Below are 22,845 nucleotides of genomic sequence, written 5' to 3' on the forward strand. Positions count from 1 at the left end.
GGAGAATTTCAGTGACAACGATCCCTTTTGTAACTTGTGATTTATTAGATGATAACGCTGAAAAAGATTTGCAAGTGGTCACACCGTCCTTAGATGGCAAATTTTTTAAAAGTTATGGTGCGCGTAAAACTTTTGGTGGGCAAGTCGTCACTGTAAAGTGTTTTGAAGATAACTCCCGTGTAAAAGAACTCTTAGCCACCGATGGTACAGGTAAAGTCTTAGTTGTTGATGGTGGTGCTTCAATGCGTTGTGCCTTAATGGGCGATTTAATTGCGGAGTCTGCGGTGAAGCATCACTGGAATGGTGTGGTGATTTATGGCTGTGTGCGTGATGTCGATGCGATTGCAGAATTGGATTTAGGCGTACATGCATTGGCTGCAATCCCGCAAAAAAGTAATCGTAAAGGCATAGGTGAAGTGGATATCACGTTGTATTTTGGCGGTGTAACCATCAATTCTGGCGATTATATCTATGCAGATAATAATGGCATTGTGATTGCAAAAGAAAAACTAACTGACTGTTAAAAGGATAACGCGATGCTAAAAATGGTGAGCCATCAATTCAAGGTTTTACAATCTGTGTGTGCAACGCTGATAGAAGGTGGGCGAGGTGTTTCTGGAACGCCATTTCCCAACCAACCTGAAAAAGCACTTAAGCTTTATGAATTCGAAGGTTCTCCATTTTGCCGCCGTGTCCGTGAAGTAATCACCTTGTTGAATTTGGATGTGGAAATCTATCCATGTCCAAAAGGTGGTCAAAAATACCGTCAAATCGTGAAAGCAAAAGGTGGCAGAAGACAGTTTCCATTCTTGATTGATGAAAATACGGGTGATCAGTTGTATGAGTCACAGCAGATTATTCATCATCTGTTTAAGCATTATGGGAAAACGGGTCAAACACCGAAAAAGTTTAGTCATTATCCAAAACTTCCTTATGTCTCTGCGTTGGCGACCGTGGCGAATGCAGCGCGTGGTGTGTGGATTAATCCACAGATTGTTGAGCGTCCAGCGCCAACTCAACTATTAGAACTTTGGAGCTTTGAGGCAAGTCCTTATACACGTTTGGTGCGTGAAGTACTGACTGAGTTGGAATTGCCATACATTCTGCATAATGTGCCGAAAGAGCGCTGGCAGGATATGGGGCCTGCAATTTTGCGTTTAAAACCGGGACAATATATTCCGTTGCCTAATGGTAAGCGTGAAAAGATTGTTGAACTGATGGGTCGTGATATTCAAGTTCCGTATTTGATTGATCCCAATACCGGCGTGAAAATGTTTGAGTCGGCTAAAATTGTGGAATACCTCAAAAAACAGTACGGCCAATAAATTGCGAGAAAGCATCTTTTAGAAGATGCTTTTTTTATATGTGTAGTCTAGCGGTTGCTTCAATGGTTGGTTTAGCGGTTTAATAGGCTTGAAATAGTCAGATGATCAATCCCAAAATGTTAAGCCAACTGAGCAATCTATTCAAAAGTTCTAAAGAAACACCTGAACAGTTATTTTTAAAAGAACATACTTTGGCATTTGATGCAGAGCAGGGCGCGATTTTAAATGGTGTGGTGTTGAATGGCTTGAGCGTTCGTTTGGAATATTTTTCTAATCGAAAATTAGATCGATTTGATGATTTAGAAAAGCTATTTCGGATTGCACCACAAATTAATGAAAAGATCGATTTGGAAATACATTCACAACGTTTTGTTGAACGATTGGGCAACACTGAGGAAAATCTAAAAGAGTTGAAGCAAGCGATTAAAGTGTTAAACGACTATTATGTGAATTTTAAACGGGCGCGGTAAAATGTTAGAATGAGTAATAATAACGGAAAAGTATAAAATATCTGTTTAAGTCTAAATTATTTAATGTAACTTTAAAAGGATGAATGGGTGTGAATTTTATAGATACAACTATACAGGCAGCTTATATACAAGGTGTTTTAGGTTTTTTAGGAGCATTAATCGGTGCGATTGTGCTAATAATTTCTATAAGGATTACCGCTAGGAATACTTTGAATGCTCACAAATTAGAAAAATTGGCAGAAGCTAAAAGAGATATGTATGTAGAGTTAATTGGTGAATGGCATAAGTATATAAACATCATTTATAGTTATAAGCTAAAGGAAGAACAAGATTTTTATAATGATTTACTCAAAGCTCATCTTGATTTAAATGCTATTTTGCACAAAAGTAGTTTTATTTCTATACCAGAAATTAAACTAGAGTTAATAGAAGCAGTCACAAGTTTAAGTATTAAATTTCAAAAAATAGTTCCATTAACTTCTTATTGGTTTATTTATAATCAAGATGTATCGAATGAAATGAGAAAGAAGAAGATGGATGTTGAACTTGAAATTTTAAGAACTATGAAAAGTACAGCTGAAAAATTTCTAAATTTAGAAATTGCTTTACGTAAAGAACTTGGAGTGAAAAATGATCTTTCAATTGAGGAAAAAATTCGTAAATTATCTATACGGAATGCTGAGTTAGCTGAAAGATGTATAGAACAACAAAATTCTTGATTTAAAACGGAGTGTTATAAATAAAAAAGCTGAATCAAATGATTCAGCTTTTTTATGGGCAGATGAACAATTATTTTTCAATAATCGCCGTTACACCTTGACCACCAGCAGCACAGATCGAAACAAGAATACGACCTGAACCTTTTTCATTTAAGATTTTCGCAGCAGTTGCGATGATACGACCACCTGTTGCAGCGAATGGGTGACCCGCAGCTAAAGAAGAACCTTTAATGTTCAGCTTGCTACGATCAATTGAACCTAAAGGTGCATCTAGGCCTAAACGCTCTTTACAGAATTTTTCATCTTCCCAAGCTTTCAAGGTAGAAAGAACTTGTGATGCAAATGCTTCGTGAATTTCATAGTAGTCGAAATCTTGAAGTTTAAGGCCAGCACGCTCAAGCATACGTGGAACTGCATAGGCAGGTGCCATCAATAAGCCTTCTTTCTTACCCACGAAATCAACCGCAGCAGTTTCAGAGAAAGTGAGGTATGCAAGCACTTCGTGACCATTTGCTTTCGCCCATTCTTCTGAAGCTAAAAGTACACATGAAGCACCATCAGTCAATGGAGTCGAGTTACCCGCTGTCATGGTTGCAGCTTCACCTTTACCAAATGCAGGTTTTAATTTTGCTAATTTCTCAGCAGTAGAGTCAGCACGTAAGTTGTTATCACGGCTTAAGCCTAAGAATGGTGTGATTAAGTCATCGAAGAAACCCTCTTCGTATGCTTTTGCCATTTTTTGGTGAGAAGAAGCAGCAAGAATATCTTGTTCTTCACGTGGAATACCCCACTCAAGCGCAGTGATTGCTTGATGGTCGCCCATCGATAAACCTGTACGTGGTTCACCATTTTTAGGTGCATCCATAAGGTCTTTTACATTAATTTTTGCTAAAGCTTTTAAACGGTCTTTACCTGTTTTTGCAATGTTAAGCTCTAATAATGCTTTACGTAAGCCATCACCGAAAGCGATTGGTGCATCAGAAGTAGTATCAACACCACCAGCAACACCCACTTCGATTTGACCTAAAGCGATTTTGTTTGCAACCAAGAACGCTGCTTGTAAGCCAGTACCACATGCTTGCTGAATGTCATAAGCAGGTGTTTCTGGTGCAAGTTGAGTATTTAAAACACACTCACGTGTCATGTTGAAGTCACGGCTGTGCTTTAATACCGCACCCGCAACCACTTCACCTAGGCGTTGACCTTGCAGGTTGAAGCGCTCAACCAAACCGTTTAACGCAGCTGTAAACATGTCGATGTTAGAGGCTGTGAAATAAGCGCCGTTAGAGCGAGCGAAAGGAATACGGTTACCGCCGATAATGGCAACACGGCGCACAGTGTTTTGGCTCATGGTTTTATCCTGTTGAACAGAAGGTTTGGTTGTTTTAGCTGTAGCTGCTTTCGTCGTTGTAGTAGAAGAAGCAGTACTTTTTGTACTACTCGTACTGCGACTTGGCGTACGTGTACGAGTTGTTTTTGGTGTCGTACTTGCTGCTTTAGAAGCTGTGCTTGCAGTTTTACGTGAAGTAGAAGCTGCTTTTGATGTATTTGACACAGTCTCAGTAGCAGAAGTCTCGACTGCTGGATTTTCTTGAGTTGTTTTGCTCATAAGGCTTTTCCAAGCATAATTGCGATATTCTTGGTACAAACATACCATATTTCCAATACTGCTGTATTGACTAGAATGACGCTTGAGACCACATTCGGGTCAAGACATCTAGACATGAACTCAAGTATGATTTGCTATGAGTCAATCAGACATTGATTTCATGCCATATCCCAACATGATTCATGTGTTTGTAACAAATTCATTTGTATGAGAGATAATAACCATGACTGATCAATACCAAGCATTTACACAATCACCTTTAGGTAAATTTGTTGTAAAAAATTTAGGTTTACCGTCGCCAGTTTCGCTAGACCGTTTTGAAAGTGCTCAACCTGTTGTGAATGGTGCGGTATTGCTTGGCGCAGCACCTTCAAGTACGGTTTCTGCTGCGATTGCTCAAGTTTTGAGTAATATTCATGCCGATAGCTATGTTGGCAATAATGTTGAATTGCAACAAACTGCTGCAAAAGTAGGTTTAAATCTTCGTCCTCTTAATGCAGATGACAAAGAATCTAAATTTAAAGCGGTTGTATTTGATGCTTCTGGTATCCAAGATTCTGAACAGTTAAAAGAGTTGTACAACTTCTTTAATCCAATCGCACGCCAAATCTCAAGTTCAGGCCGTGTGATCGTGATTGGTACCACACCTGAAACTGCCAAAACCGTAAAACAAGCGATTGCACAACGCGCACTTGAAGGTTTTATCAAGTCTGTTGGTAAAGAGTTCAAAAAAGGTATTACTGCACAAGTGGTCTATGTTGATCAAGGTGCAGAAGCAAACCTTGAATCAACTTTACGTTTCTTGATTTCTCCACGTTCTGCTTATGTATCAGGTCAGGTGATCCGTGTTTCTATAGCAGATGTGCTCGATTTGGACTGGGCGAAGCCACTTGCGGGTAAAACAGCATTAGTGACTGGCGCGAGTCGTGGTATTGGTGAAGCGATTGCTCATGTATTGGCGCGTGATGGCGCACATGTGATTTGCTTAGATGTTCCACAACAACAAGCCGATCTTGAGCGTGTTGCTGGTTCAATTGGTGGTTCAGTATTGGCAATTGACATTACTGCTGCGGATGCCGGTGAAAAAATCAAAACTGCCGCAGCAAAACAAGGTGGTGTAGACGTTATTGTTCATAACGCTGGAATTACCCGTGACAAAACTTTGGCAAACATGAAGCCAGAGCTTTGGGATCTTGTAATTAACATTAACTTGTCTGCCATTGAGCGTGTTAACGATTACTTACTTTCTCATGATGGTTTAAATGCAAATGGCCGTATCGTTTGTGTATCATCAATCAGTGGTATCGCGGGTAACCTTGGTCAAACCAACTATGCTGTGTCAAAAGCAGGTGTGATTGGTTTGGTTAAATTTACTGCGCCGACATTAAAGAATGGTATTACCATCAATGCTGTTGCACCTGGTTTCATCGAAACACAAATGACTGCTGCGATTCCATTCGCGATTCGTGAAGCAGGTCGTCGTATGAATTCAATGAACCAAGGTGGTTTACCTGTAGATGTGGCAGAAGCAATTGCTTGGTATGCGTCAACGGGTTCAACTGGCGTAACAGGTAACGTTGTTCGTGTCTGCGGTCAAAGCTTGTTAGGTGCGTAAGAACTTAAAGCTATAAAATCTCCCCTAACCCCTCTTTAAAAGAGGGGAATTCCTAAAAATTAAAACCTGTATAATTTGTGGAAGCTCCCTCCTTTATAAAAGGAGGGTTGGGGAGGATTCCTAAAATATAAAAGGTTTATTATGAATACACGTCATTTTAGTCAGTTGCCAAAACCTTATTTAGCTTATCCAAAAGTCATTCAAGGTCTCATTTTCAAAAAGCCAAAAGGTGAGAAGGTCCTGCCACAAGTTGAATATGTGGTGGATACACTTAAGATTGATAGCAAACATTTAGAAAGCTATAACGAGATTTGTGGTTTTAAACATGATGGTTTCGTACCTGCGATTTATTTAGCAGTTTTGTCGCAAAGTCTGCAAATGCACATGATGACCAGCGAAGCGTTCCCATTCCCAATCTTGGGTTTGGTGCATATTCGTAATCAGATCAAGCAAACTCGCAAAATTGCTGTAAATGAGCAAATTACGCTGTCTTGTAAATTTGGTGAGTTGAAACCGCACGACAAAGGCTTACAGTTTGATTTCATTACTACTGCCAAAGTGGGGGGTGAAGTGGTGGTGGAAAGTTTAACCACTTATTTATCCCGCCAAAAAACAGAGAATAAAGCGACTGAAAAAGCCAAAGAGTCTCAAGAGCCAGCTTATCAACCACAGGCAGAATGGAATATTTCTGAAAATACCGGCCGTCGTTATGCGGTGATTTCTGGTGACTTCAACTTGATCCATATTCATGCTGTGACTGCAAAAGCATTTGGCTTTAAACAGGCGATTGCACATGGGATGTGGAGCAAGGCAAAAGCTTTGGCGAGCATTGAGCTTCCAGCAGCGTATGAAGCAGATGTCTGGTTTAAACTGCCAATGTATTTACCTTCAACGATTGAGTTTTTAACTGCGGTTGAATCAAAGCAAACAGATTTTTTAATCCGTAATGTGAAATCTAAAAAGCCGCATGTCACTGGCACAGTAAAAGCACTTTAATACGCTAGTATTTGTTAAATTATCCCTGTTGTTCGCAACAGGGAGACTATAAAAACATAAATATCATAAGGAATTGAGCTTTGATTAAAGAAATTCTATTTGCCGATACACATCATTATCATGGTAGTGTTGATGAACGCTTTATAGACTTGGCTAGCCAATTTAGCCGTCTACAAGATGCGCGGAGCCAACAAGGTGGTGCTGCATTGGTGGTGTATTTCCAAGGTCAAAAAGTGGTTGATATTTTTACGGGTAAAAAATCTCAACAAGAAGATTGGCAGTCCAATACCTTGGCGATGTGTTACTCAACGGGTAAAGGTATTCTTGCAACACTTGCCCATATATTGGTCAGTGAAGGTGTGCTGGATTATGAGCAGCCCATTGCCCATTACTGGCCTGAGTTCGCTCAAAATGGCAAAGCCAATATTACGTTACGACATGTTTTATCGCATCAAAGCGGTCTATTTGATATTCGCAATAGCATTGAAACAGCAACAGAAATGCTGGACTGGCCGCATATGTTAGAGGTTATGGCAGCAGCGACACCACGTTTTGCAGCAGGACAAAGTTTTGCTTATCAGCCTTTGACCTATGGTTGGATTTTGGGTGGTGTGCTTGAGAAAGCAGCCAAGCAGCCTTTAAGTTGGCTGATGCAACGTTATCTGGTGCAACCGCTTGAGCTGGATGGCGCGTATTTTGGTACACCCGCTTCAGAATTGGGTCGAGTGGCTCGTTTATTGGAAAAACCAAAAGCACCATTAACAAGTGCACCACAAAGCAAGAAAAACAATGCTCCACGTAAAGCATCTTTGTCAGAAAGATTATTAGAGCTTTCAGGTCAAAACCCACAGGATTTTCAGGATGCTATGATCCCAAAAGGGATGCGCAATTTTAGTTTCTACAGTGATGAAGGATTGCAAGCCGTCATTCCTGCGGCCAATGGCGTATTTACTGCGGATAGTTTGGCAAAAGTCTATGCCATGCTAGCCAATCAAGGACAATGGCAAGGGCAGCAACTGATTCGTCCAGAGGTATTTAAGCAACTCAGTACGGTGCAAAGTAAAGCGCGTGATCGAGTGATGCCGATTCCAATGCATTGGCGTTTGGGATACCACCGTATTTTAACGATGGGCAAACGTGCACCACATGGCTTTGGACATGTGGGCTTTAATGGTTCAGGTGCATGGTGTGATTTTGATCGTGAACTGAGTTTTGCTTATACGCATAATTTTAATGTGACCTCAGCAACAGGGGATTATCGTCTGTGGGGCTTGAGTCAAGAAACCATACGCTGTGCAGATGAACGATTAACAGGTCGCAAAGGCTGGTTTTAATTTGCCTTAATTTGATAGGGTGGAATATGGTAAATCACTGCTTCATATTTCTTTTCAGTTTTATGCGCAGCCACTGTTCCACCTAAAAATTCAGCTAGTTTACGACTTGATTGATTATCCACTGCAACAGGATATAAGAAATATTGGGCGGAGAGATGTAAAGAAGCCCATTTGAATACTTTAAACAAGGCTTCTTTTGCAAAGCCTTGATTGTGACAATCTTCTCGAATCCATAATCCTAATTCGGGTGTTGGGGTGTCTAAATGATGCACGCCAATCAGACCAATAAAACGCTGATTTTCTTTATCGCGTAACACAAAATGGCGATCAGTATGGTTGGTTTCGGCGATTAGCCATTGCTGCCCAATTTTTTCTTGTGTTGCGAAGTTTTGAGCAGGTTCCCAAGCCATATAACGGGTTAATGTTGTTGTCACACAAGGGTAGATATCAACAAGATCATCCATTTGAAATACAAATAAATCAAGTCTTGCTGTATGTAATAGTGCTCGCTTCATTGTTTACTCAGTTTGATTTTTTAAATAGTTCTGCTTGAATAATGGCTTCGGTGTGGCGTTTAAAATCGTTTTCATTTAAGCCCACCAAACCTAACTTATAAATGCCTTCTAGACCACAAACAAATGCGATGAGCCGCCATGCAATGTCATGGCTATTCGTGTCAAATTGAAACTCGCCGTGTGCTTGGCCTTCATCAATCATACGGACAATAGAATGGTGCCAATCCTGCATGGCAATATTATAGGCCAGTTTGATTTCTTGATCTTGGTCGATTAAAACTTCTGCTTCGTTCCAAAGGCGTAAATAAGGTTGGATTTGTTCAATATTCTCACACCCGAGATATAAAGAGAGACGCTGTAGATAATTGGCAGTCTTGACCTGATTTTCAATTTCGTCCAATTGCTGCATTAGCTTAATAAAAGCTTCAGCTTTAAGATGTGAGTTAGAGGCAAAGTGATGATGGACTTGTCCTGTTGATGTTTGGGCTTCAGTGGCGATGCGGCGAACCGTCATCGCGGAAAAACCTTCGTTTAATGCAACCTGCATGGCGGCTTGCAAAATCATTTCACGACGTTGTTCACGGTTTAAATAAGCCATTCTTTCTCTAGCACCTTTCAGCATATACAAATCAGAAACAAACTCACTTAAATCCGAAAGTTGGACAAGTGTTCAATTTTGGTTATAATAACGCCAATTTGAACAGTTGTCCAATTTAGAGGCATTTATGTCACGCAAGTGGTTAATTCTTGCAATTGTTGTATTGATCTATATCCCTGTCGCGATTGATGCAACCATTTTACACGTGGCGACTCCCACTTTGAGTGAGTCGCTTTCTTCCTCAGCCAACGAGCTGTTATGGATCATTGATATTTATTCATTGGTCATGGCTGGGCTGATTTTACCGATGGGTGCCTTAGGGGATCGTATCGGTTATAAACGCCTGATGATCATTGGTGCGGTCTTATTTGGTCTTGCCTCATTGGCAGCCGCATTTTCACCAACCGCATTGGCATTGATTGCTTCACGCGCTTTATTGGCCGTGGGTGGGGCAATGATTCTGCCCGCAACCTTGTCGGCAGTCCGTAATACTTTCCTTGATGAAAAACAGCGTAACTTCGCTTTAGGGATCTGGGCAACAGTCGGTGGTGGTGGTGCAGCGTTTGGTCCATTACTCGGTGGCTTTTTGCTTGAGCATTTCCACTGGGGCTCAGTCTTCCTGATTAATGTGCCTATCATGATCACCGTGGTGGTATTGGCTGCATTTTTGATTCCAAAACAAACAGGTCAGCCAAAGCAAAACTTGAATTTATTGCAGGCCTTGGTCTTGGTGATCGCCATCTTGAGTATGATCTATGCAGTGAAATCGGTGATGCATGGTTTTAGCGTGTGGTCGGTTCTGATCTTTGCCGTCGGATTTAGTTTGTTGGTTGGCTTTATTCGTCAGCAGTTGACTTCGAAATCACCAATGATTGATATTCAATTGTTTAAACATCCTGTCATTGCGACTGGCGTGGTCATGGCGATTGTATCAATGATGGCTTTGGTGGGATTTGAGCTGTTGGTTTCGCAAGAGCTGCAATTTGTGTATCAGCTTTCGCCATTGGCTGCTGGGGCATTTATTTTACCGTTCATGATTGCGATTAGTTTAGGTGGTCCAATTGCCAGTCTGTTGGTGAACCGTTTTGGTCTACGTTCTGTCGCATCGCTTGGTATGCTGATGAGTGCGATGAGTCTGTGGGGCTTGGCCAATACCGACTTTATGCAAGCACAAATCCACGCATGGGCATGGATGGTGTTATTAGGTTTGAGTGTGGAAATTGCCTTGCTGTCTTCAACTTCAGCAATTATGTCCTCCGTTCCACCAAGTAAAGCGACAGCTGCGGGTGCGATTGAAGGGATGGCATACGAGTTAGGTGCAGGTTTAGGCATTGCATTTTTTGGTCTGATGTTGTCATGGTTCTATGCCAACTCGATTGTGATTCCAAGCGATGTACCGAATAACATGTTGCAGCAAGCAAGTAGTTCAATTGGCGAAGCGATTCAAGCGGCGAAACAATTACAGCCAACAATTGCTGAACATTTGATTCAAGCTGCAAAACAGGCCTTTAGCCAATCGCATCGTTCCGTACTGAATGTGGCTGCACTCTTGTTCTTGATTCTGTCGATTTTTATTTGGTTTGCTTTACCAAAGCGAGTCACTGTAGTCGAAGAATAATCACTGACCCTGATCTAAACTGAGTTTAGGTCAGGGTGTTTTTTAAGGCGCACTTATTCCAAACTGACGTAAGATCTTACACAATTGAATCATGGGTAAGCCCATCAAGGTGGTTTGATCATCACCGATCATTTTTTCAAATAAGCTAATCCCCAAGCTTTCACATTTAAAACTACCCGCACAATGTAAGGGCTGGTCAATTTCGATGTAACGTTTAATTTCAGCCAAAGTCAGTTGACGAAATTCGACTTGGTAATGTTCGACCAATGTGTGTTCAAAGCCAGATTGCAGATGTTGAACGCTGAGTGCGGTACTAAAAAATACAGTTCGACCAGAATTTTCCTGTAATTGTTGAATGGCATTTTCAACCCTCAGCGGCTTGCCAATAAAATCATAGGGGGCATGTTCACGCCAAGCCACTTGATCCGAGCCAATGATAATCGCATTTGGATATTGTTCTGCAATGACACGGGCTTTTTCATAGGCCAGTCGCTTGGCTAAATCATCAGCATGTACTTCACCATCTGCTGACTCATCAATATCAGGTGAAACACAGCGATAATCGAGCCTTAAACGATCCATGAGATCTTTGCGAGTTTGGCTGCTGGATGCCAAAATCAATTCAGGTTGACGCATTAGACCGCATATTCCACAAGAATATTCAAGGGAACATAATGCAGAACAGCATTATGGCAAGCATTCAACTTAATCGGTGGCGCTTGTCCTGCTTGATAAGCTTCAACCCAACGCGTAACACAGATACACCAGAAGTCACCCGGTTTGAGACCAGGAAAGCCAACCTCGGGTAAAGGGGTGATCAGGTCGTTGCCGACTTTTTGTGAGAAATTTAAAAACTCAGAGGTCATTTGTGCACACATCGTATGCTGACCCAAATCGGTGACCGCCGTATGGCAAAAGCCATTACGAAAATACCCAGTGATTGGGTCATAACAACAGCTGGCTAAAGGTTCGCCAAGTACGTTTAAACGATTAATTTTTGGATCTGGATGAATTGACATAATAATAGAAAGATTTAGTGACGGTGATTATCATAATCAAAACTGAAGCTTTCGGCAGCTTTTCTGCAAAAAAACTCACCTTTATTTCAGAGAATCATTTAAAATTACGCCGTTTTTAAAATCAACTAGAGAGCCATCCATGAATTTTCAGCGCATGACTGATCTTGATTTAGCAGGTAAACGTGTCCTTATTCGTGAAGACTTAAACGTTCCTGTAAAAAATGGGGAAATTACCAGTGATGCACGTTTACGTGCTGCATTGCCAACTATTAAAGCGGCTTTAGAAAAAGGCGCGGCAGTGATGGTATTTTCTCATCTTGGTCGTCCTGTAGAAGGTGAGCCAAAACCAGAACAATCACTTGCACCGGTTGCTGCTTATTTAAGCAAAGCATTGGGTCAAGATGTTAAATTATTCACAGATTATTTAGATGGCGTTGAAGTCGCTGCGGGTCAAGTTGTGTTACTTGAAAACGTTCGTTTCAACCACGGCGAAAAGAAAAATAACCAAGAGCTTGCGAAGAAATACGCTGCGTTATGTGATGTATTCGTGATGGATGCATTCGGTACAGCACATCGCGCAGAAGCATCAACTGAAGGCGCAGCACGTTTTGCGCCAATCGCCGCTGCGGGTCCTTTATTGGCAGCAGAGTTAGATGCGCTTGGTCGTGCAATGCAAACACCAGAAAAACCAATGGTTGCAATTGTTGCAGGCTCTAAAGTATCAACTAAACTTGATGTGTTGACTTCATTGTCTACAATCTGTGATCAATTGATCGTGGGTGGTGGTATTGCCAATACCTTCTTGGCTGCAGCTGGTTTTAATGTCGGTAAATCACTTTACGAAGCGGATTTGGTTGAAACTGCAAAACAAATTGCTGCAAAAGTGAGTGTTCCATTACCTACAGATGTTGTAGTTGCAGATGCAAGCCAAATCAACTTTGAAGATTTCCTTGGTTCATTGGCAAGTGCACAAGCTGTTGTAAAAAACGTGGCTGATGTAACTGATACCGATATGATTTTGGATGTTGGCCCTGAAACGGCTAAAGCATTTGCAGACATCTTAAAAACGTCTAAAACAATTCTTTGGAATGGCCCAGTGGGTGTGTTTGAAGTCGATCAATTCGGTGAAGGAACCAAAACACTTTCATTGGCGATTGCTGAATCTGCTGGTTTCTCGATTGCGGGTGGTGGTGATACATTGGCTGCAATTGATAAATATCAAGTTGCTGATCAAATTGGTTATATCTCAACGGGTGGTGGGGCATTCTTAGAGTTCGTAGAAGGCAAAACTTTACCTGCTGTTGCGGTATTGCTTGAGCGTGCTTAACCAAGATTTAATCTGCTGATTAATCAAATAAATACCTAAAAAGAGTCGATTTAAATCGGCTCTTTTTACTTTTGCACAACGTTACAGTCATGAAAATGTCATATATCTGAAATATGATTGTCACAAGTTAACCAAGTAACTGTGGAAAGCCGTGATGAAATTTAAATTAACCCTTGCCGCTCTAATTATTGCTCCAATCATGCTGACTGCATGTGCAAAGAAAGAAGAAGCGAAAAATGCTGAACAGCAAGACCAAACAGCTGCTGCTGTATCAACACAGACATCCCCAGAGCAACAAGCTGCAATTGATGCGATTGATAAACCGAATTTAGATGAAAATAATACTGATGTTGCCGAACAAGCTGCTGCATCTGAAGTCGCTGCGAGCGAAGCGCACTAAGTGATAAAAGTGAAAAAAAGCCGATGTTTCAACATCGGCTTTTTTGTATTTATGAATTAGCCTTACAGTAGAAGGTAAGCGTGGTTTGATAATCATCATCACGGGCAAGTGAAGTATTTTTACCAGTGAAAGTACCAATCACACCTGCGGCAGCTTCAACCATCTTTCCAGTTTGCTCATCCACTACACCTTTGAGTACCCCTTGATACGCGGTTTTTTCATCAACTACGACAGGTGAGGTGTTACGGGTACAAGTTTTCTGTGCAGCACTTACAGCATTGTTTTTTGCAATCAGATTGGTTTTACCTACGCCAGTGACTTCATATTGATTATTTTCTTTTTGAATGGCTAAGGTATTGGTTGGTGTAGATGCACATGCTGTCAATCCGAGTGCCAAGCCACCAACTAAACTCATGATTAAGGTTTTTTTCATTACTTGTTCTCAAGTCGTTACATAATTGTATTATTGGAACATAGAATTTCTGAGCGCTTTTGCAGGTTATGTACAGTTTGTGCAGACACTCTGTAAATTTTCTCAAATGAATGATGAGTTTAGCGATGATGATATTTGTTATTTACGAACGAAATTCAATATAGATGTCTGTGGCAAGCATGAATTAAGCATAGTGGAAATCATTCAGATTATGCTAATCTAGCGCCATCCTTGTGTTAGTTAGATTCATTTCAATGACGGACTCAAATATAGAGACAATTCATCAAAATATTCATCAACGTCAATCTATTGGGCAACTGATTGAGCCTGCACCAAATACAGAACAACTCGAAAAAGCAGTGCAAGCTGCATTGACTGCGCCTGATCATCATCGTTTAAAACCAACGCGATTTTTGGTTATCACCCCAGAGTTACGCGCGGCTTTTGGTGAGCAATTAGCGAGTGCTTTAGCCGATTTAGGTGAGACAGATCCTGCTCAACTTGATCGAGTGAAACAACATCCATTTCGTGCGCCTTTGTTGGTTTTAGCTTTAACCACGATTCAAGATCATCCTAAAGTTCCACACTTTGAACAGATTTTAAGTACAGGCGCTGCAATTCAAAACTTCTTGCTCTCTTTACAAGCACAAGGCTTTGCAACCATGTGGCGTTCTGGGGCTGTGGTTGAATCGAATTGGTTGAAACAGCAATTGGGATTAAAACAACAGGATCTTATTTCTGGAATTATTTATATCGGAACAGCAGCAAAAGCGATTGCACCAAGAGCAGAAATAAACAGTCAAGATTTTGTAAAAGTATGGCAAGTAACCTAAGCTTTGTTTTGCATGATTAAAGAAAGAAATTCGTTTCAGGATAAAAAATGACAGAGTTAAATTTTAGTGATTTAGTTGAGCCAGTTGCCGTAGATCAGAAAACAGCATTAAGAATTACGGTCTTGGGCGGTGGTAGTTTTGGCACAGCGATGGCAAATTTAGCGACCAGAAATGGTTGCGATACCATGATTTGGATTCGTGATGCTGCTGTTGCAGAAGAAATTAATCAAACGCATATCAATAAACGCTATTTACCTGATTATCCACTTGAACATGGATTGCGTGCAGTAGCTGACTTAGAGCTTGCTGTACGGGATCGTGACATTATTCTGGTGGCGATTCCAAGCCATTCTTTCCGTGATGTGCTCAAACAGATTGCGCCGTTTATTACTTCTCAGGCTGTGGTTTCATTGACCAAAGGGATTGAAGCAAAAACCTTTAGTTTTATGAGTGATATTATTCGCACAGAATTACCTGAAGTGCCGTATGGTGTGCTATCTGGTCCTAACCTTGCCAAAGAAATCATGGCAGGTATGCCTTCAGGAACGGTCATTGCCAGTGAGTCCGAATTGGTTCGTTATGCCGTGCAACATGCTTTGCATAGTGCTTTATTCCGCGTGTTTGGTAGCGACGATGTGCATGGTGTTGAACTGGGTGGTGCCTTAAAAAATATTTATGCAGTTGCCATGGGGATGGGTGGGGCTTATAAGATTGGTGAAAATACCAAAAGTATGATTCTGACTCGTGCGTTGGCTGAAATGAGTCGTTTTGCAGTAAAGCAAGGCGCCAATCCATTAACCTTTTTGGGTCTGTCCGGCGTAGGTGATTTATTTGCCACCTGTAACAGTCCATTAAGTCGTAACTATCAGATTGGTTTTGCACTGGGTTCTGGTAAAACACTGGATCAAGCGACCAAAGAGCTCGGTCAGACGGCAGAGGGGATTAATACCATTGTTCAGGTACGAACCAAAGCGGAAGAGCTAGATGTGTATATGCCAATTACCAATGCACTGTACGAAGTGATTTTTGAAGGTGCGCCGCCAATGACGATTGCGTTGTCTTTGATGAAAAATGGTCATCGTAGTGATGTGGAATTTGTTTTACCTCATCATGAAGTCTAATCAAAAAACTGTCATCTATTCGCGTTATGATACAGCTATAAAAAATAAGGTCGTTTTATGCAGTTAACTTTAGTTCGTCACGGTGAAGCCTCTCCAGCCATCAATGGAAATGATATGCAGCGTCCATTAACAGTGCGTGGACATCAACAAGCTGAGCAAACAGGACATTTCTTAAAGGATGTGATTCAACCAGAAATCTTTGTGGTGAGCCCTTTATTACGTGCGCAGGAAACTTTAGCCCATATCAAAGCACATTTTCACGGTATTCCAGTTTTAATTTGCGATAAGATTAAACCTGATGATGATGCCAAAGATGCGATTGAATGGTTATCTAAATTACCGTATGAGTCGATTGCAGTGGTGTGTCATATGAATGTTGTGGCACATATTGAAGAGCAATTGACACACGAAGGCTTTAATCCGTTTGCATTGGCAGAAGCACGTATTTATGATCAAGTTGTGATCGCGAATGGTTTGTCGACGCAAAAGAATCGTTTTACACCAACATTATAATTTTATATATCCGCAATAGGATAAAAGGGTACTGAACACCGATGCTGTATATATGGATGCCCGAAACCAATGGAACATGGTATTGGTCGGCAGGGGAAAATTGGTTGCAGGCACAAAGTCTTGAACAGTTGATTCAGGACTTGCAAGAGCATCATGGTAAAGAGGCTGTGGTTTATTTTCCAAGCCGAAATGCGCAATTATTACAACAACCCATGACCAAGGCACATTACAAACAATTGGGACAGGAAGGCGTTAAATACCTCTTGGAAGAGTTTGTCACCTTGCCAATTGATCAAATGAAAGTAGTTCATCATTTTCAAAATGATCAGCTCAATATCTTGGGTGTGGCGCAATATTCGATTGAAACATGGCAACATGCACTCAGTCTTTTGCCGATCCAGATTACAGCATTCTTGCCTGACTTTTTGATTGCACCTGAACCAGAACTGAATCAAGTGGTATTACTCAATCTGTATGATCACCTCTTGATTAGAGAAAATACATGGTCTGGAAACTCTGTTGATGATTTAGGATTGTTCCTGGAGTTTCAGACAGCAGAAACCCAGTATAAATTTGCGAATTTAAATGCTGGTCAGTTAGAGAGTCTCGCAACTGCATCGAGTAAAGATCAGCGCACTGAATTTAGTTATCAATTTGAACCGTTGTTAAGACCTAAACAGCATCCTTTCAATGTTTTACCTAAAGCTAAAAATGCTGAAACACAATGGTCAGGATATTGGAAAGCTGCGGCTGCCGTATTGTTAGCTGTCATTGTTGTACAGCTCGGTTATGACGCGTTGCGTTGGTCGAAGCTGAAAAAAGTTGCTGATCAAACTGCAAGCCAAGCGATTGAGCAATATAAATATTGGTTCGGTGAGAATAGTCGTGTTACCGAACAAAATATTAAAAGCCAGTTTGAAAGCCAATTACGTATGAGCCAACTTGGTGATACGCAAGCACTTTCGCTGTTAAGCCGTGTTGGACCAATTTTGATGCAAAAACAAATCGTTGCTCAGCAGGTGAGTTATGATGCCGCAACTTTGGCTATGTCACTCAAAGCAAAATCTGCGGATGATTTACAAGGATTAACTCAACAATTAAACCAACAAGGTTTCCAAGCTGAATTAGGCAATGTTCAGGCGGATACAGTTGGCGCAATTGGGGTGGTAAAAGTAAAATAATGAAAGCATTAACACGATTACAAAATAGCTTTGATCAGAAAATTGAAGCATTAAATGAATATCTACAAGGCTTATCTGTCCGTGAACGGGTAATGGTGATTTTTACCACCATTTTTGTCATTGTGACCGTGACTGGTTTTGCTTTGTGGAAAACGCATGCATTGGCAGATCAACAACAAAAACGGTTAAATGAATTAAAAGATCTAACTGTGTGGATGCAGAGCAATGCGGCGACAATGAAACCTGCAAATGATGTGGGATTGACCGTAGCAGATAAAATACAGCGAACGGCCCAACAACAAGGTTTGGCTGTTTCTTCACAGCAAAATGGTGAGCAGATTCAGCTTGTTGCAGAACATCAGAATTATGCTGTGCTGGCTAACTTTTTGATGCAGTTGTCTCAAATGGGGATCAGCATTCAAAAAATGGATATGGTGTCAAACAACAATCAGATTAAATTAACTGCAACAGTACAATAGCAATAGATTTATTTTATGGTGTATGGATTTCCCTTGTAAATTTTATATTTATTTTAAAAATAGAGTGTTTATTTAATAAAATTAACACTCTATTTTTTTATCTAGTGGTTGAGTTGTTAATTGAAAAGTTGTTTTTTTTAAGTAAAATTCATGGAATATTTTTTGTTATTTTTAGATTAAATTAAAAAAATCCAAGTGAATAAGCAATGTTAATTGCTTTTGAGCGACTATCTACGGATAGTTTTCCATAAATATTTCTTAAATGTGCTTCAATCGTGTAACGTGATAACCCCAATTCATTGGCAATATCTTGATTGTTTAAGCCTTGGGTTACTAGTTCTAAAATCTCTAATTCTCGAGTAGATAATGTTTCTGTTAAACTAGATCTCCTTTGTAATGGTTTAATCTCTGTTGATAAAATAATTTGAATAAGAAAAGGATCGATCGGTAGTCCGCCTTTCAAAATTTGTTTAATTGACATGGAAACTTCAAAATCATCACGTTCTTTCAGAAGATAGCCTGTAGCACCAGCTTGGATCGCAGTTAGAACAGCTTCTTTGGTATTTAATGCTGATATAACTAAAATTGGAATAGTAGTATTTTTTTGCCTCAATGTTTTTATTAGTTTTGTTCCATCTCCATTAGATAAATTTAGATCAACTAATGCAAAAGAAACTTTTTTGTTCTTCGCAATTAATAAAGATTGATGGAGATTTTCTGAAAAAATCAAATCAGTTTTTTGGTAATTAAGTTCTATTAATATATTTTTTAATCTTTCTTTAATTTTAATATCGTTTTCTGCAATTAATACTGGCGCAGGCAAGGGGGAGCTGAAAACAGAAGTTTCCCAGAATTTTTCTATTTCCCTCTCTTCTTCAATCATAATATTTTCTTTTTCTAAAAATTAATTATGATTATAGGCGTGAAATATTTATTTTCTACAAATATTATTAAATATTTTTTTATGTTAAGAAATTTTTAAAAGTGTTTTATTGGTGCTGTTTTAATTGTTGTGGTGACAAGCTTAATTAATATTAAGCTTGTCTAAAATAATTTGTGAAAAGTAATTAGCAGATGCCGACTACAGTTCCACTCCATAAGGCTTGATTATTTACATAGAGTGTAATTTTTAAGCCTGTTGGAATTCCCCAAGTTGTACAAACATCGCCACATACACGTAAACTTGCATTGGCAGGAATACTAATTGGTACACCCACACAAACGTTACCAAAGACTGGAAAATCAAAACATACATCGCCATTTCGATAAGATGCGCCAACGCAAGCACTTAGACTTAAGGCTTCTACGTTGGTACTTTTAAGTTGGCTTTGTACTGATTCAATTGTATTTGTTGATTTAACATTGGGTGATTGCAGTTGATTGCTGCCTTCACCATTAAAACCAACTTTTGTATAGTCTGGAACAACTTGTGGATCACATTGACATCCGCTCATTATTTTACTTCCTTTATTTAATCGTTATAAAAGTGATAGTTCGTACTCTATGGCTGGTCCGAATTTCGCCCCATTTTTTCTCGTGGTTTCTGGTATCCACAATAAATCTCGATACGATTAAAGAAAGATCGTATTAAAATTTAAATTTTTTGATTATTGGCGTGAAGGATAGATGCCTTCTAAACTAATGATGTAATACAAAGCCAAATATGGGTTTGTAATGTCGACAGGCTGACTAAGACCGGTAACAGAGGTCGTTTGTTGAGGAATGGCGACTTGTGCCGTTCCACTCGTTGGCTTCATATTCACCAATTGAGTTGTGCTTTGAGTAAACGTGTCATATAAACTCCCTGTGCTTGTATCATTGGCATTTGCCCAAAGGGCATTGGTGGGGTCACTGGTACTTCCACCTAGAGAGCTAGCTTGTGGGGTTAAAGAGACTGCTGCATTGACGTTTTGAGGTGCAATAACATGGTTATGTGCAGGTAAATTGTTGATGGTCAATGTTGTACTTTGGCTGCCTGCTGCTTGACCGAGTTGAAAACTATTATTTACTCCGAGTGCAAAACGACCACCTAAGTTTGGTAAAGCAAAATTGCTGACACCATTCCCTCCATAAGTCGTACCTAACAAGCTGAATAGTGCTTGATTTTGAGCAATCGGCAGTAATTGTCCATTACAGGCTGCCCAACCCCTTGGAACGAAGTTGTACGGAACGAGTATAATTTCCCCAAGATATGGATCTGCGCTCATATGTTTCCCCTTTTGTTTTTTAGACATGTTGTTGGTGTTTTTGTTGTTTTAATTTAATGAAATTTCTTTTTGGGCGAGTATCCCCAAAACATCGTATTTTGATTTAATGTTCTTAAATTTTCGATTGATTGATTTTCGGTAGCTATAGATCGTTTCTATGCTTAGATTTAATTGTAATGAAATGTCGATACTGCAAAGATCTTGAGCTAAGAGTTGGGCGATTGTACGTTCTCTTGGTGAGAGAGTGTCTAGAAACTGAAAATAGTATGGGGAAAATTGAATTAAACTTGCTCGATGGTGAATATTAAGCTTTTGATAAATATTTTCTTGATGGGTAGTAACGGTTCGTTCACTGATATGAAGTTTTTTTGCTATTTCTTTGATACGGTAGCCATGTACCAACATTTAAAAAAATCTGGCATTCGCGTTTGCTTAATTGATCTATAGTCTTCATTTTGAATCCTTTTGTATTATAACCTTAGGAAAAGAAAGTTGCTCCGTGGAGTCGAGTTATTAAAGATAAATTAAGATGTTTTGACATCATTGAAATTTGTTATTTAGACGATTTTTTGAAGGTTTTTTAATTTTTCTACCAAATTTCAATGATTCATTTGTGCGAAAAATGTTCTCTAATTTATGTGTTTATATTCACAAAATGCAGGGAATAATATGAATACTATCTTTAAAAAAATTTGGAGTAGATCTCTAGGGTGTATGGTCGTTGTATCTGAAAATGCAAACAGCGAACGCAAAGTAAATAGAACAGGTCATGTTGTAAAAAAATCAGACATTGTTACCAATTTTGAATGCAAAAAGAATTTTAATTTAAAGCCAATTGTTGTTGCTTTGGGGGTATGTACTGCAACTTTGATCACTCAGCAGGTATACGCTGAACAAGTCATTACGTGTGGGGCAAAAGGCGCGAATACAAATCCAGGTATAGCCGCGACAACGCATGGTAACTCTATTGTTAACCAACAATATTGGGGTGCGATCAATTGTTATAATAATTCACCGATTTCTGACGATAAAATTTTAAATGATGATTTTGATGTCACCGTGAATGCTGACATGCTAAAAGTTGGAGCTGGAGGTATTACCTCTAAAGGTTCATTAAGTGGTTCAGCTGGGAATGGAACAATTTCTTTTAATAATAATAAAATTACAAATTTGGCGAATGGAACAGCTACAAATGATGCAGCTAATTTTGGCCAATTAAACTCATTAGCTGGTGTTTTTGGCGGGGGGGCTGGTTTTAGTGGAGGGGTATTCACTGGGCCGACTTACACAATTCAGGGATCAAACTATACCAATATTGGTAGTGCCTTTACGGCTGTAAATACGAAGTTGACTAGTTTACAAAGTCAGATTGATGCAATACCGACTGGGGCTGGTGCGGATGGTAAAAGTGCTTATGAATTAGCAGTCGCTGGTGGATATGTAGGTTCGCAAAGTCAATGGATTGCATCACTTAAGGGGGATAAAGGCGATAAAGGTGACAAAGGTGATGTCGGTGCAACAGGTGCTCAGGGCGTGAAGGGTGATACTGGTGCTACAGGAGCGCAAGGTGCTCAAGGAACCCAAGGTGTCCAAGGCGATAAGGGTGACAAAGGTGATGTCGGTGCAACAGGTGTTCAGGGCGTGAAGGGTGATACTGGTGCTACAGGAGCGCAAGGTGCTCAAGGAACCCAAGGTGTCCAAGGGGATAAGGGTGACAAAGGCGATGTCGGTGCAACAGGTGCTCAGGGTGTGAAAGGTGATACTGGTGCTACGGGAGCGCAAGGTGCTCAAGGAACCCAAGGTGATAAGGGTGACAAAGGCGATGTTGGTGCAACAGGTGCTCAGGGTGTGAAAGGTGATACGGGTGCTCAAGGAACTCAAGGTGATAAGGGTGACAAAGGCGATGTTGGTGCAACAGGTGCTCAGGGTGTGAAAGGTGATACGGGTGTTACGGGAGCGCAAGGTGCTCAAGGAACCCAAGGTGATAAGGGTGACAAAGGCGATGTTGGTGCAACAGGTGCTCAGGGTGTGAAAGGTGATACGGGTGCTCAAGGAACTCAAGGTATCCAAGGTGATAAGGGTGACAAAGGCGATGTTGGTGCAACAGGTGCTCAGGGTGTGAAAGGTGATACGGGTGTTCAAGGAACTCAAGGTATCCAAGGTGATAAGGGTGACAAAGGCGATGTTGGTGCAACAGGTGCTCAGGGTGTGAAAGGTGATACCGGTGCTACAGGAGCGCAAGGTGCTCAAGGAACCCAAGGTGTTCAAGGCGATAAGGGTGACAAAGGCGATGTTGGTGCAACAGGCGCACAAGGTGTGAAAGGTGATACTGGTGCTACAGGAGCGCAAGGTGCTCAAGGAACCCAAGGCGATAAGGGTGACAAAGGCGATGTCGGTGCGACAGGTGCTCAAGGTGTAAAAGGTGATACCGGTGCTCAAGGCATCCAAGGCGATAAGGGTGACAAAGGCGATGTCGGTGCGACAGGTGCTCAGGGTGTGAAAGGTGATACCGGTGCTACGGGAGCGCAAGGTG

26 protein-coding genes are annotated in these 22,845 nt (G+C 40.5%); 16 read left to right on the forward strand and 10 right to left on the reverse strand.

Going from position 1 to position 22,845, the window contains the following annotated elements; translation table 11 throughout:
• Positions 1-11: 11 nt before the first annotated feature.
• From rraA to A7P55_RS11775, 4 genes are all read left to right on the forward strand, one after another.
• Positions 12-524 carry a ribonuclease E activity regulator RraA gene (gene rraA / locus A7P55_RS11760; protein ID WP_171552215.1) on the forward strand — a complete coding sequence of 171 codons (513 nt, stop codon included), beginning with the start codon at positions 12-14 and terminating at the stop codon, positions 522-524.
• A gap of 12 nt (positions 525-536) precedes the next feature.
• A complete protein-coding gene (locus A7P55_RS11765; RefSeq protein WP_171552216.1) occupies positions 537-1,325 on the forward strand; it encodes a glutathione S-transferase N-terminal domain-containing protein in 789 nt (262 codons plus the stop codon).
• 116 nt (positions 1,326-1,441) lie between these two features.
• A complete protein-coding gene (locus A7P55_RS11770) occupies positions 1,442-1,795 on the forward strand; it encodes a hypothetical protein (RefSeq protein WP_171552264.1) in 354 nt (117 codons plus the stop codon).
• 89 nt (positions 1,796-1,884) lie between these two features.
• On the forward strand, positions 1,885-2,514 hold the full coding sequence (locus A7P55_RS11775) for a hypothetical protein (protein WP_171552217.1): 630 nt from the start codon (positions 1,885-1,887) through the stop codon (positions 2,512-2,514).
• A gap of 70 nt (positions 2,515-2,584) precedes the next feature.
• On the opposite strand, the gene A7P55_RS11780 is transcribed toward A7P55_RS11775, so the two are convergent.
• The gene (locus tag A7P55_RS11780; protein WP_171552218.1) at positions 2,585-4,123 is read right to left on the reverse strand and encodes an acetyl-CoA C-acetyltransferase; all 1,539 of its coding nucleotides are present in this window, start codon (positions 4,121-4,123) and stop codon (positions 2,585-2,587) included.
• Between the two features lie 223 nt (positions 4,124-4,346).
• On the opposite strand from A7P55_RS11780, the gene A7P55_RS11785 reads away from it, so the two are divergent.
• From A7P55_RS11785 to A7P55_RS11795, 3 genes are all read left to right on the forward strand, one after another.
• On the forward strand, positions 4,347-5,738 hold the full coding sequence (locus A7P55_RS11785; RefSeq protein ID WP_171552219.1) for a 3-oxoacyl-ACP reductase: 1,392 nt from the start codon (positions 4,347-4,349) through the stop codon (positions 5,736-5,738).
• 141 nt (positions 5,739-5,879) lie between these two features.
• Positions 5,880-6,734, forward strand: a complete 855-nt coding sequence (locus A7P55_RS11790) for a MaoC/PaaZ C-terminal domain-containing protein (RefSeq protein ID WP_171552220.1) — start codon at positions 5,880-5,882, stop codon at positions 6,732-6,734.
• A gap of 80 nt (positions 6,735-6,814) precedes the next feature.
• Positions 6,815-8,068 carry a serine hydrolase domain-containing protein gene (locus A7P55_RS11795; RefSeq protein WP_171552221.1) on the forward strand — a complete coding sequence of 418 codons (1,254 nt, stop codon included), beginning with the start codon at positions 6,815-6,817 and terminating at the stop codon, positions 8,066-8,068.
• Here A7P55_RS11795 and A7P55_RS11800 read toward each other — a convergent pair.
• The gene (locus A7P55_RS11800) at positions 8,065-8,583 is read right to left on the reverse strand and encodes a GNAT family N-acetyltransferase (RefSeq protein ID WP_171552222.1); all 519 of its coding nucleotides are present in this window, start codon (positions 8,581-8,583) and stop codon (positions 8,065-8,067) included. The two genes, A7P55_RS11795 and A7P55_RS11800, sit on opposite strands and share 4 nt — an antisense overlap.
• Positions 8,584-8,590: 7 nt before the next feature.
• Positions 8,591-9,181: a TetR family transcriptional regulator gene (locus tag A7P55_RS11805; RefSeq protein ID WP_171552223.1), complete on the reverse strand. Its 591-nt coding sequence runs from the start codon at positions 9,179-9,181 to the stop codon at positions 8,591-8,593.
• A 127-nt stretch (positions 9,182-9,308) separates the two neighbouring features.
• On the opposite strand from A7P55_RS11805, the gene A7P55_RS11810 reads away from it, so the two are divergent.
• Positions 9,309-10,799, forward strand: a complete 1,491-nt coding sequence (locus A7P55_RS11810; protein WP_171552224.1) for an MFS transporter — start codon at positions 9,309-9,311, stop codon at positions 10,797-10,799.
• A 42-nt stretch (positions 10,800-10,841) separates the two neighbouring features.
• On the opposite strand, the gene A7P55_RS11815 is transcribed toward A7P55_RS11810, so the two are convergent.
• Together A7P55_RS11815 and A7P55_RS11820 are read right to left on the reverse strand one after the other, a co-directional pair.
• A complete protein-coding gene (locus A7P55_RS11815) occupies positions 10,842-11,435 on the reverse strand; it encodes a Maf family protein (protein WP_171552225.1) in 594 nt (197 codons plus the stop codon).
• Positions 11,435-11,818 (reverse strand): DUF2237 domain-containing protein, encoded by a 384-nt coding sequence (locus A7P55_RS11820; protein WP_004653014.1) that lies wholly within the window; start codon positions 11,816-11,818, stop codon positions 11,435-11,437. The genes A7P55_RS11815 and A7P55_RS11820 overlap by 1 nt, the downstream gene beginning before the upstream one ends.
• Before the next feature lie 139 nt (positions 11,819-11,957).
• Here A7P55_RS11820 and A7P55_RS11825 point away from each other — a divergent pair, with 139 nt between their 5' ends.
• Both A7P55_RS11825 and A7P55_RS11830 read left to right on the forward strand, forming a co-directional pair.
• A complete protein-coding gene (locus tag A7P55_RS11825; protein WP_171552226.1) occupies positions 11,958-13,145 on the forward strand; it encodes a phosphoglycerate kinase in 1,188 nt (395 codons plus the stop codon).
• 154 nt (positions 13,146-13,299) lie between these two features.
• Positions 13,300-13,545 carry a hypothetical protein gene (locus tag A7P55_RS11830; RefSeq protein ID WP_171552227.1) on the forward strand — a complete coding sequence of 82 codons (246 nt, stop codon included), beginning with the start codon at positions 13,300-13,302 and terminating at the stop codon, positions 13,543-13,545.
• Between the two features lie 49 nt (positions 13,546-13,594).
• On the opposite strand, the gene A7P55_RS11835 is transcribed toward A7P55_RS11830, so the two are convergent.
• Positions 13,595-13,978: a hypothetical protein gene (locus tag A7P55_RS11835; protein WP_171552228.1), complete on the reverse strand. Its 384-nt coding sequence runs from the start codon at positions 13,976-13,978 to the stop codon at positions 13,595-13,597.
• Between the two features lie 254 nt (positions 13,979-14,232).
• Here A7P55_RS11835 and A7P55_RS11840 point away from each other — a divergent pair, with 254 nt between their 5' ends.
• Genes A7P55_RS11840 through gspM form a run of 5 tightly spaced genes read left to right on the forward strand, consistent with a single transcriptional unit; the run spans position 14,233 to position 18,105 of the window.
• Positions 14,233-14,811, forward strand: a complete 579-nt coding sequence (locus A7P55_RS11840) for a nitroreductase (protein WP_171552229.1) — start codon at positions 14,233-14,235, stop codon at positions 14,809-14,811.
• 47 nt (positions 14,812-14,858) lie between these two features.
• Positions 14,859-15,932 (forward strand): NAD(P)H-dependent glycerol-3-phosphate dehydrogenase, encoded by a 1,074-nt coding sequence (locus tag A7P55_RS11845; protein WP_171552230.1) that lies wholly within the window; start codon positions 14,859-14,861, stop codon positions 15,930-15,932.
• A 57-nt stretch (positions 15,933-15,989) separates the two neighbouring features.
• On the forward strand, positions 15,990-16,445 hold the full coding sequence (locus A7P55_RS11850; RefSeq protein WP_171552231.1) for a phosphoglycerate mutase family protein: 456 nt from the start codon (positions 15,990-15,992) through the stop codon (positions 16,443-16,445).
• Positions 16,446-16,486: 41 nt separating this feature from the next.
• Positions 16,487-17,626 carry a type II secretion system protein GspL gene (gene gspL, locus A7P55_RS11855; RefSeq protein ID WP_171552232.1) on the forward strand — a complete coding sequence of 380 codons (1,140 nt, stop codon included), beginning with the start codon at positions 16,487-16,489 and terminating at the stop codon, positions 17,624-17,626.
• The gene (gspM, locus tag A7P55_RS11860) at positions 17,626-18,105 is read left to right on the forward strand and encodes a type II secretion system protein GspM (RefSeq protein ID WP_171552233.1); all 480 of its coding nucleotides are present in this window, start codon (positions 17,626-17,628) and stop codon (positions 18,103-18,105) included. Before gspL ends, gspM begins: the two co-directional genes overlap by 1 nt.
• A gap of 181 nt (positions 18,106-18,286) precedes the next feature.
• On the opposite strand, the gene A7P55_RS11865 is transcribed toward gspM, so the two are convergent.
• The 4 genes from A7P55_RS11865 to A7P55_RS11880 form a co-directional block, all read right to left on the reverse strand.
• Entirely contained in the window at positions 18,287-18,988 is a 702-nt protein-coding gene (locus tag A7P55_RS11865) for a response regulator transcription factor (protein WP_171552234.1), read from the reverse strand.
• Positions 18,989-19,172: 184 nt separating this feature from the next.
• The gene (locus A7P55_RS11870) at positions 19,173-19,559 is read right to left on the reverse strand and encodes a hypothetical protein (RefSeq protein WP_171552235.1); all 387 of its coding nucleotides are present in this window, start codon (positions 19,557-19,559) and stop codon (positions 19,173-19,175) included.
• A 153-nt stretch (positions 19,560-19,712) separates the two neighbouring features.
• A complete protein-coding gene (locus tag A7P55_RS11875) occupies positions 19,713-20,312 on the reverse strand; it encodes a tail fiber protein (RefSeq protein WP_171552236.1) in 600 nt (199 codons plus the stop codon).
• A gap of 48 nt (positions 20,313-20,360) precedes the next feature.
• On the reverse strand, positions 20,361-20,717 hold the full coding sequence (locus tag A7P55_RS11880) for a helix-turn-helix transcriptional regulator (protein ID WP_171552237.1): 357 nt from the start codon (positions 20,715-20,717) through the stop codon (positions 20,361-20,363).
• A 264-nt stretch (positions 20,718-20,981) separates the two neighbouring features.
• Here A7P55_RS11880 and A7P55_RS11885 point away from each other — a divergent pair.
• Positions 20,982-22,845: ESPR-type extended signal peptide-containing protein (locus A7P55_RS11885; protein WP_289847030.1), on the forward strand; the 1,864-nt coding region annotated here is incomplete at its 3' end.

This window comes from Acinetobacter sp. Ac_5812 (assembly GCF_013072695.1).
In the GTDB taxonomy this organism is placed as follows: Bacteria; Pseudomonadota; Gammaproteobacteria; order Pseudomonadales; family Moraxellaceae; genus Acinetobacter.

What these genes read in the sequence shown, in the direction of transcription:
- A7P55_RS11765 (WP_171552216.1), top strand. Translation starts at nt 537, where the DNA reads ATGCTAAAAATGGTGAGCCATCAATTCAAGGTTTTACAATCTGTGTGT.
- A7P55_RS11770 (WP_171552264.1), top strand. Translation starts at nt 1,442, where the DNA reads ATGTTAAGCCAACTGAGCAATCTATTCAAAAGTTCTAAAGAAACACCT.
- A7P55_RS11780 (WP_171552218.1), bottom strand. Translation starts at nt 4,123, where the DNA reads ATGAGCAAAACAACTCAAGAAAATCCAGCAGTCGAGACTTCTGCTACT.
- A7P55_RS11785 (WP_171552219.1), top strand. Translation starts at nt 4,347, where the DNA reads ATGACTGATCAATACCAAGCATTTACACAATCACCTTTAGGTAAATTT.
- A7P55_RS11790 (WP_171552220.1), top strand. Translation starts at nt 5,880, where the DNA reads ATGAATACACGTCATTTTAGTCAGTTGCCAAAACCTTATTTAGCTTAT.
- A7P55_RS11800 (WP_171552222.1), bottom strand. Translation starts at nt 8,583, where the DNA reads ATGAAGCGAGCACTATTACATACAGCAAGACTTGATTTATTTGTATTT.
- A7P55_RS11805 (WP_171552223.1), bottom strand. Translation starts at nt 9,181, where the DNA reads ATGGCTTATTTAAACCGTGAACAACGTCGTGAAATGATTTTGCAAGCC.
- A7P55_RS11810 (WP_171552224.1), top strand. Translation starts at nt 9,309, where the DNA reads ATGTCACGCAAGTGGTTAATTCTTGCAATTGTTGTATTGATCTATATC.
- A7P55_RS11815 (WP_171552225.1), bottom strand. Translation starts at nt 11,435, where the DNA reads ATGCGTCAACCTGAATTGATTTTGGCATCCAGCAGCCAAACTCGCAAA.
- A7P55_RS11820 (WP_004653014.1), bottom strand. Translation starts at nt 11,818, where the DNA reads ATGTCAATTCATCCAGATCCAAAAATTAATCGTTTAAACGTACTTGGC.
- A7P55_RS11825 (WP_171552226.1), top strand. Translation starts at nt 11,958, where the DNA reads ATGAATTTTCAGCGCATGACTGATCTTGATTTAGCAGGTAAACGTGTC.
- A7P55_RS11830 (WP_171552227.1), top strand. Translation starts at nt 13,300, where the DNA reads ATGAAATTTAAATTAACCCTTGCCGCTCTAATTATTGCTCCAATCATG.
- A7P55_RS11835 (WP_171552228.1), bottom strand. Translation starts at nt 13,978, where the DNA reads ATGAAAAAAACCTTAATCATGAGTTTAGTTGGTGGCTTGGCACTCGGA.
- A7P55_RS11840 (WP_171552229.1), top strand. Translation starts at nt 14,233, where the DNA reads ATGACGGACTCAAATATAGAGACAATTCATCAAAATATTCATCAACGT.
- A7P55_RS11845 (WP_171552230.1), top strand. Translation starts at nt 14,859, where the DNA reads ATGACAGAGTTAAATTTTAGTGATTTAGTTGAGCCAGTTGCCGTAGAT.
- A7P55_RS11850 (WP_171552231.1), top strand. Translation starts at nt 15,990, where the DNA reads ATGCAGTTAACTTTAGTTCGTCACGGTGAAGCCTCTCCAGCCATCAAT.
- gspL (WP_171552232.1), top strand. Translation starts at nt 16,487, where the DNA reads ATGCTGTATATATGGATGCCCGAAACCAATGGAACATGGTATTGGTCG.
- gspM (WP_171552233.1), top strand. Translation starts at nt 17,626, where the DNA reads ATGAAAGCATTAACACGATTACAAAATAGCTTTGATCAGAAAATTGAA.
- A7P55_RS11865 (WP_171552234.1), bottom strand. Translation starts at nt 18,988, where the DNA reads ATGATTGAAGAAGAGAGGGAAATAGAAAAATTCTGGGAAACTTCTGTT.
- A7P55_RS11870 (WP_171552235.1), bottom strand. Translation starts at nt 19,559, where the DNA reads ATGAGCGGATGTCAATGTGATCCACAAGTTGTTCCAGACTATACAAAA.
- A7P55_RS11875 (WP_171552236.1), bottom strand. Translation starts at nt 20,312, where the DNA reads ATGAGCGCAGATCCATATCTTGGGGAAATTATACTCGTTCCGTACAAC.
- A7P55_RS11880 (WP_171552237.1), bottom strand. Translation starts at nt 20,717, where the DNA reads ATGTTGGTACATGGCTACCGTATCAAAGAAATAGCAAAAAAACTTCAT.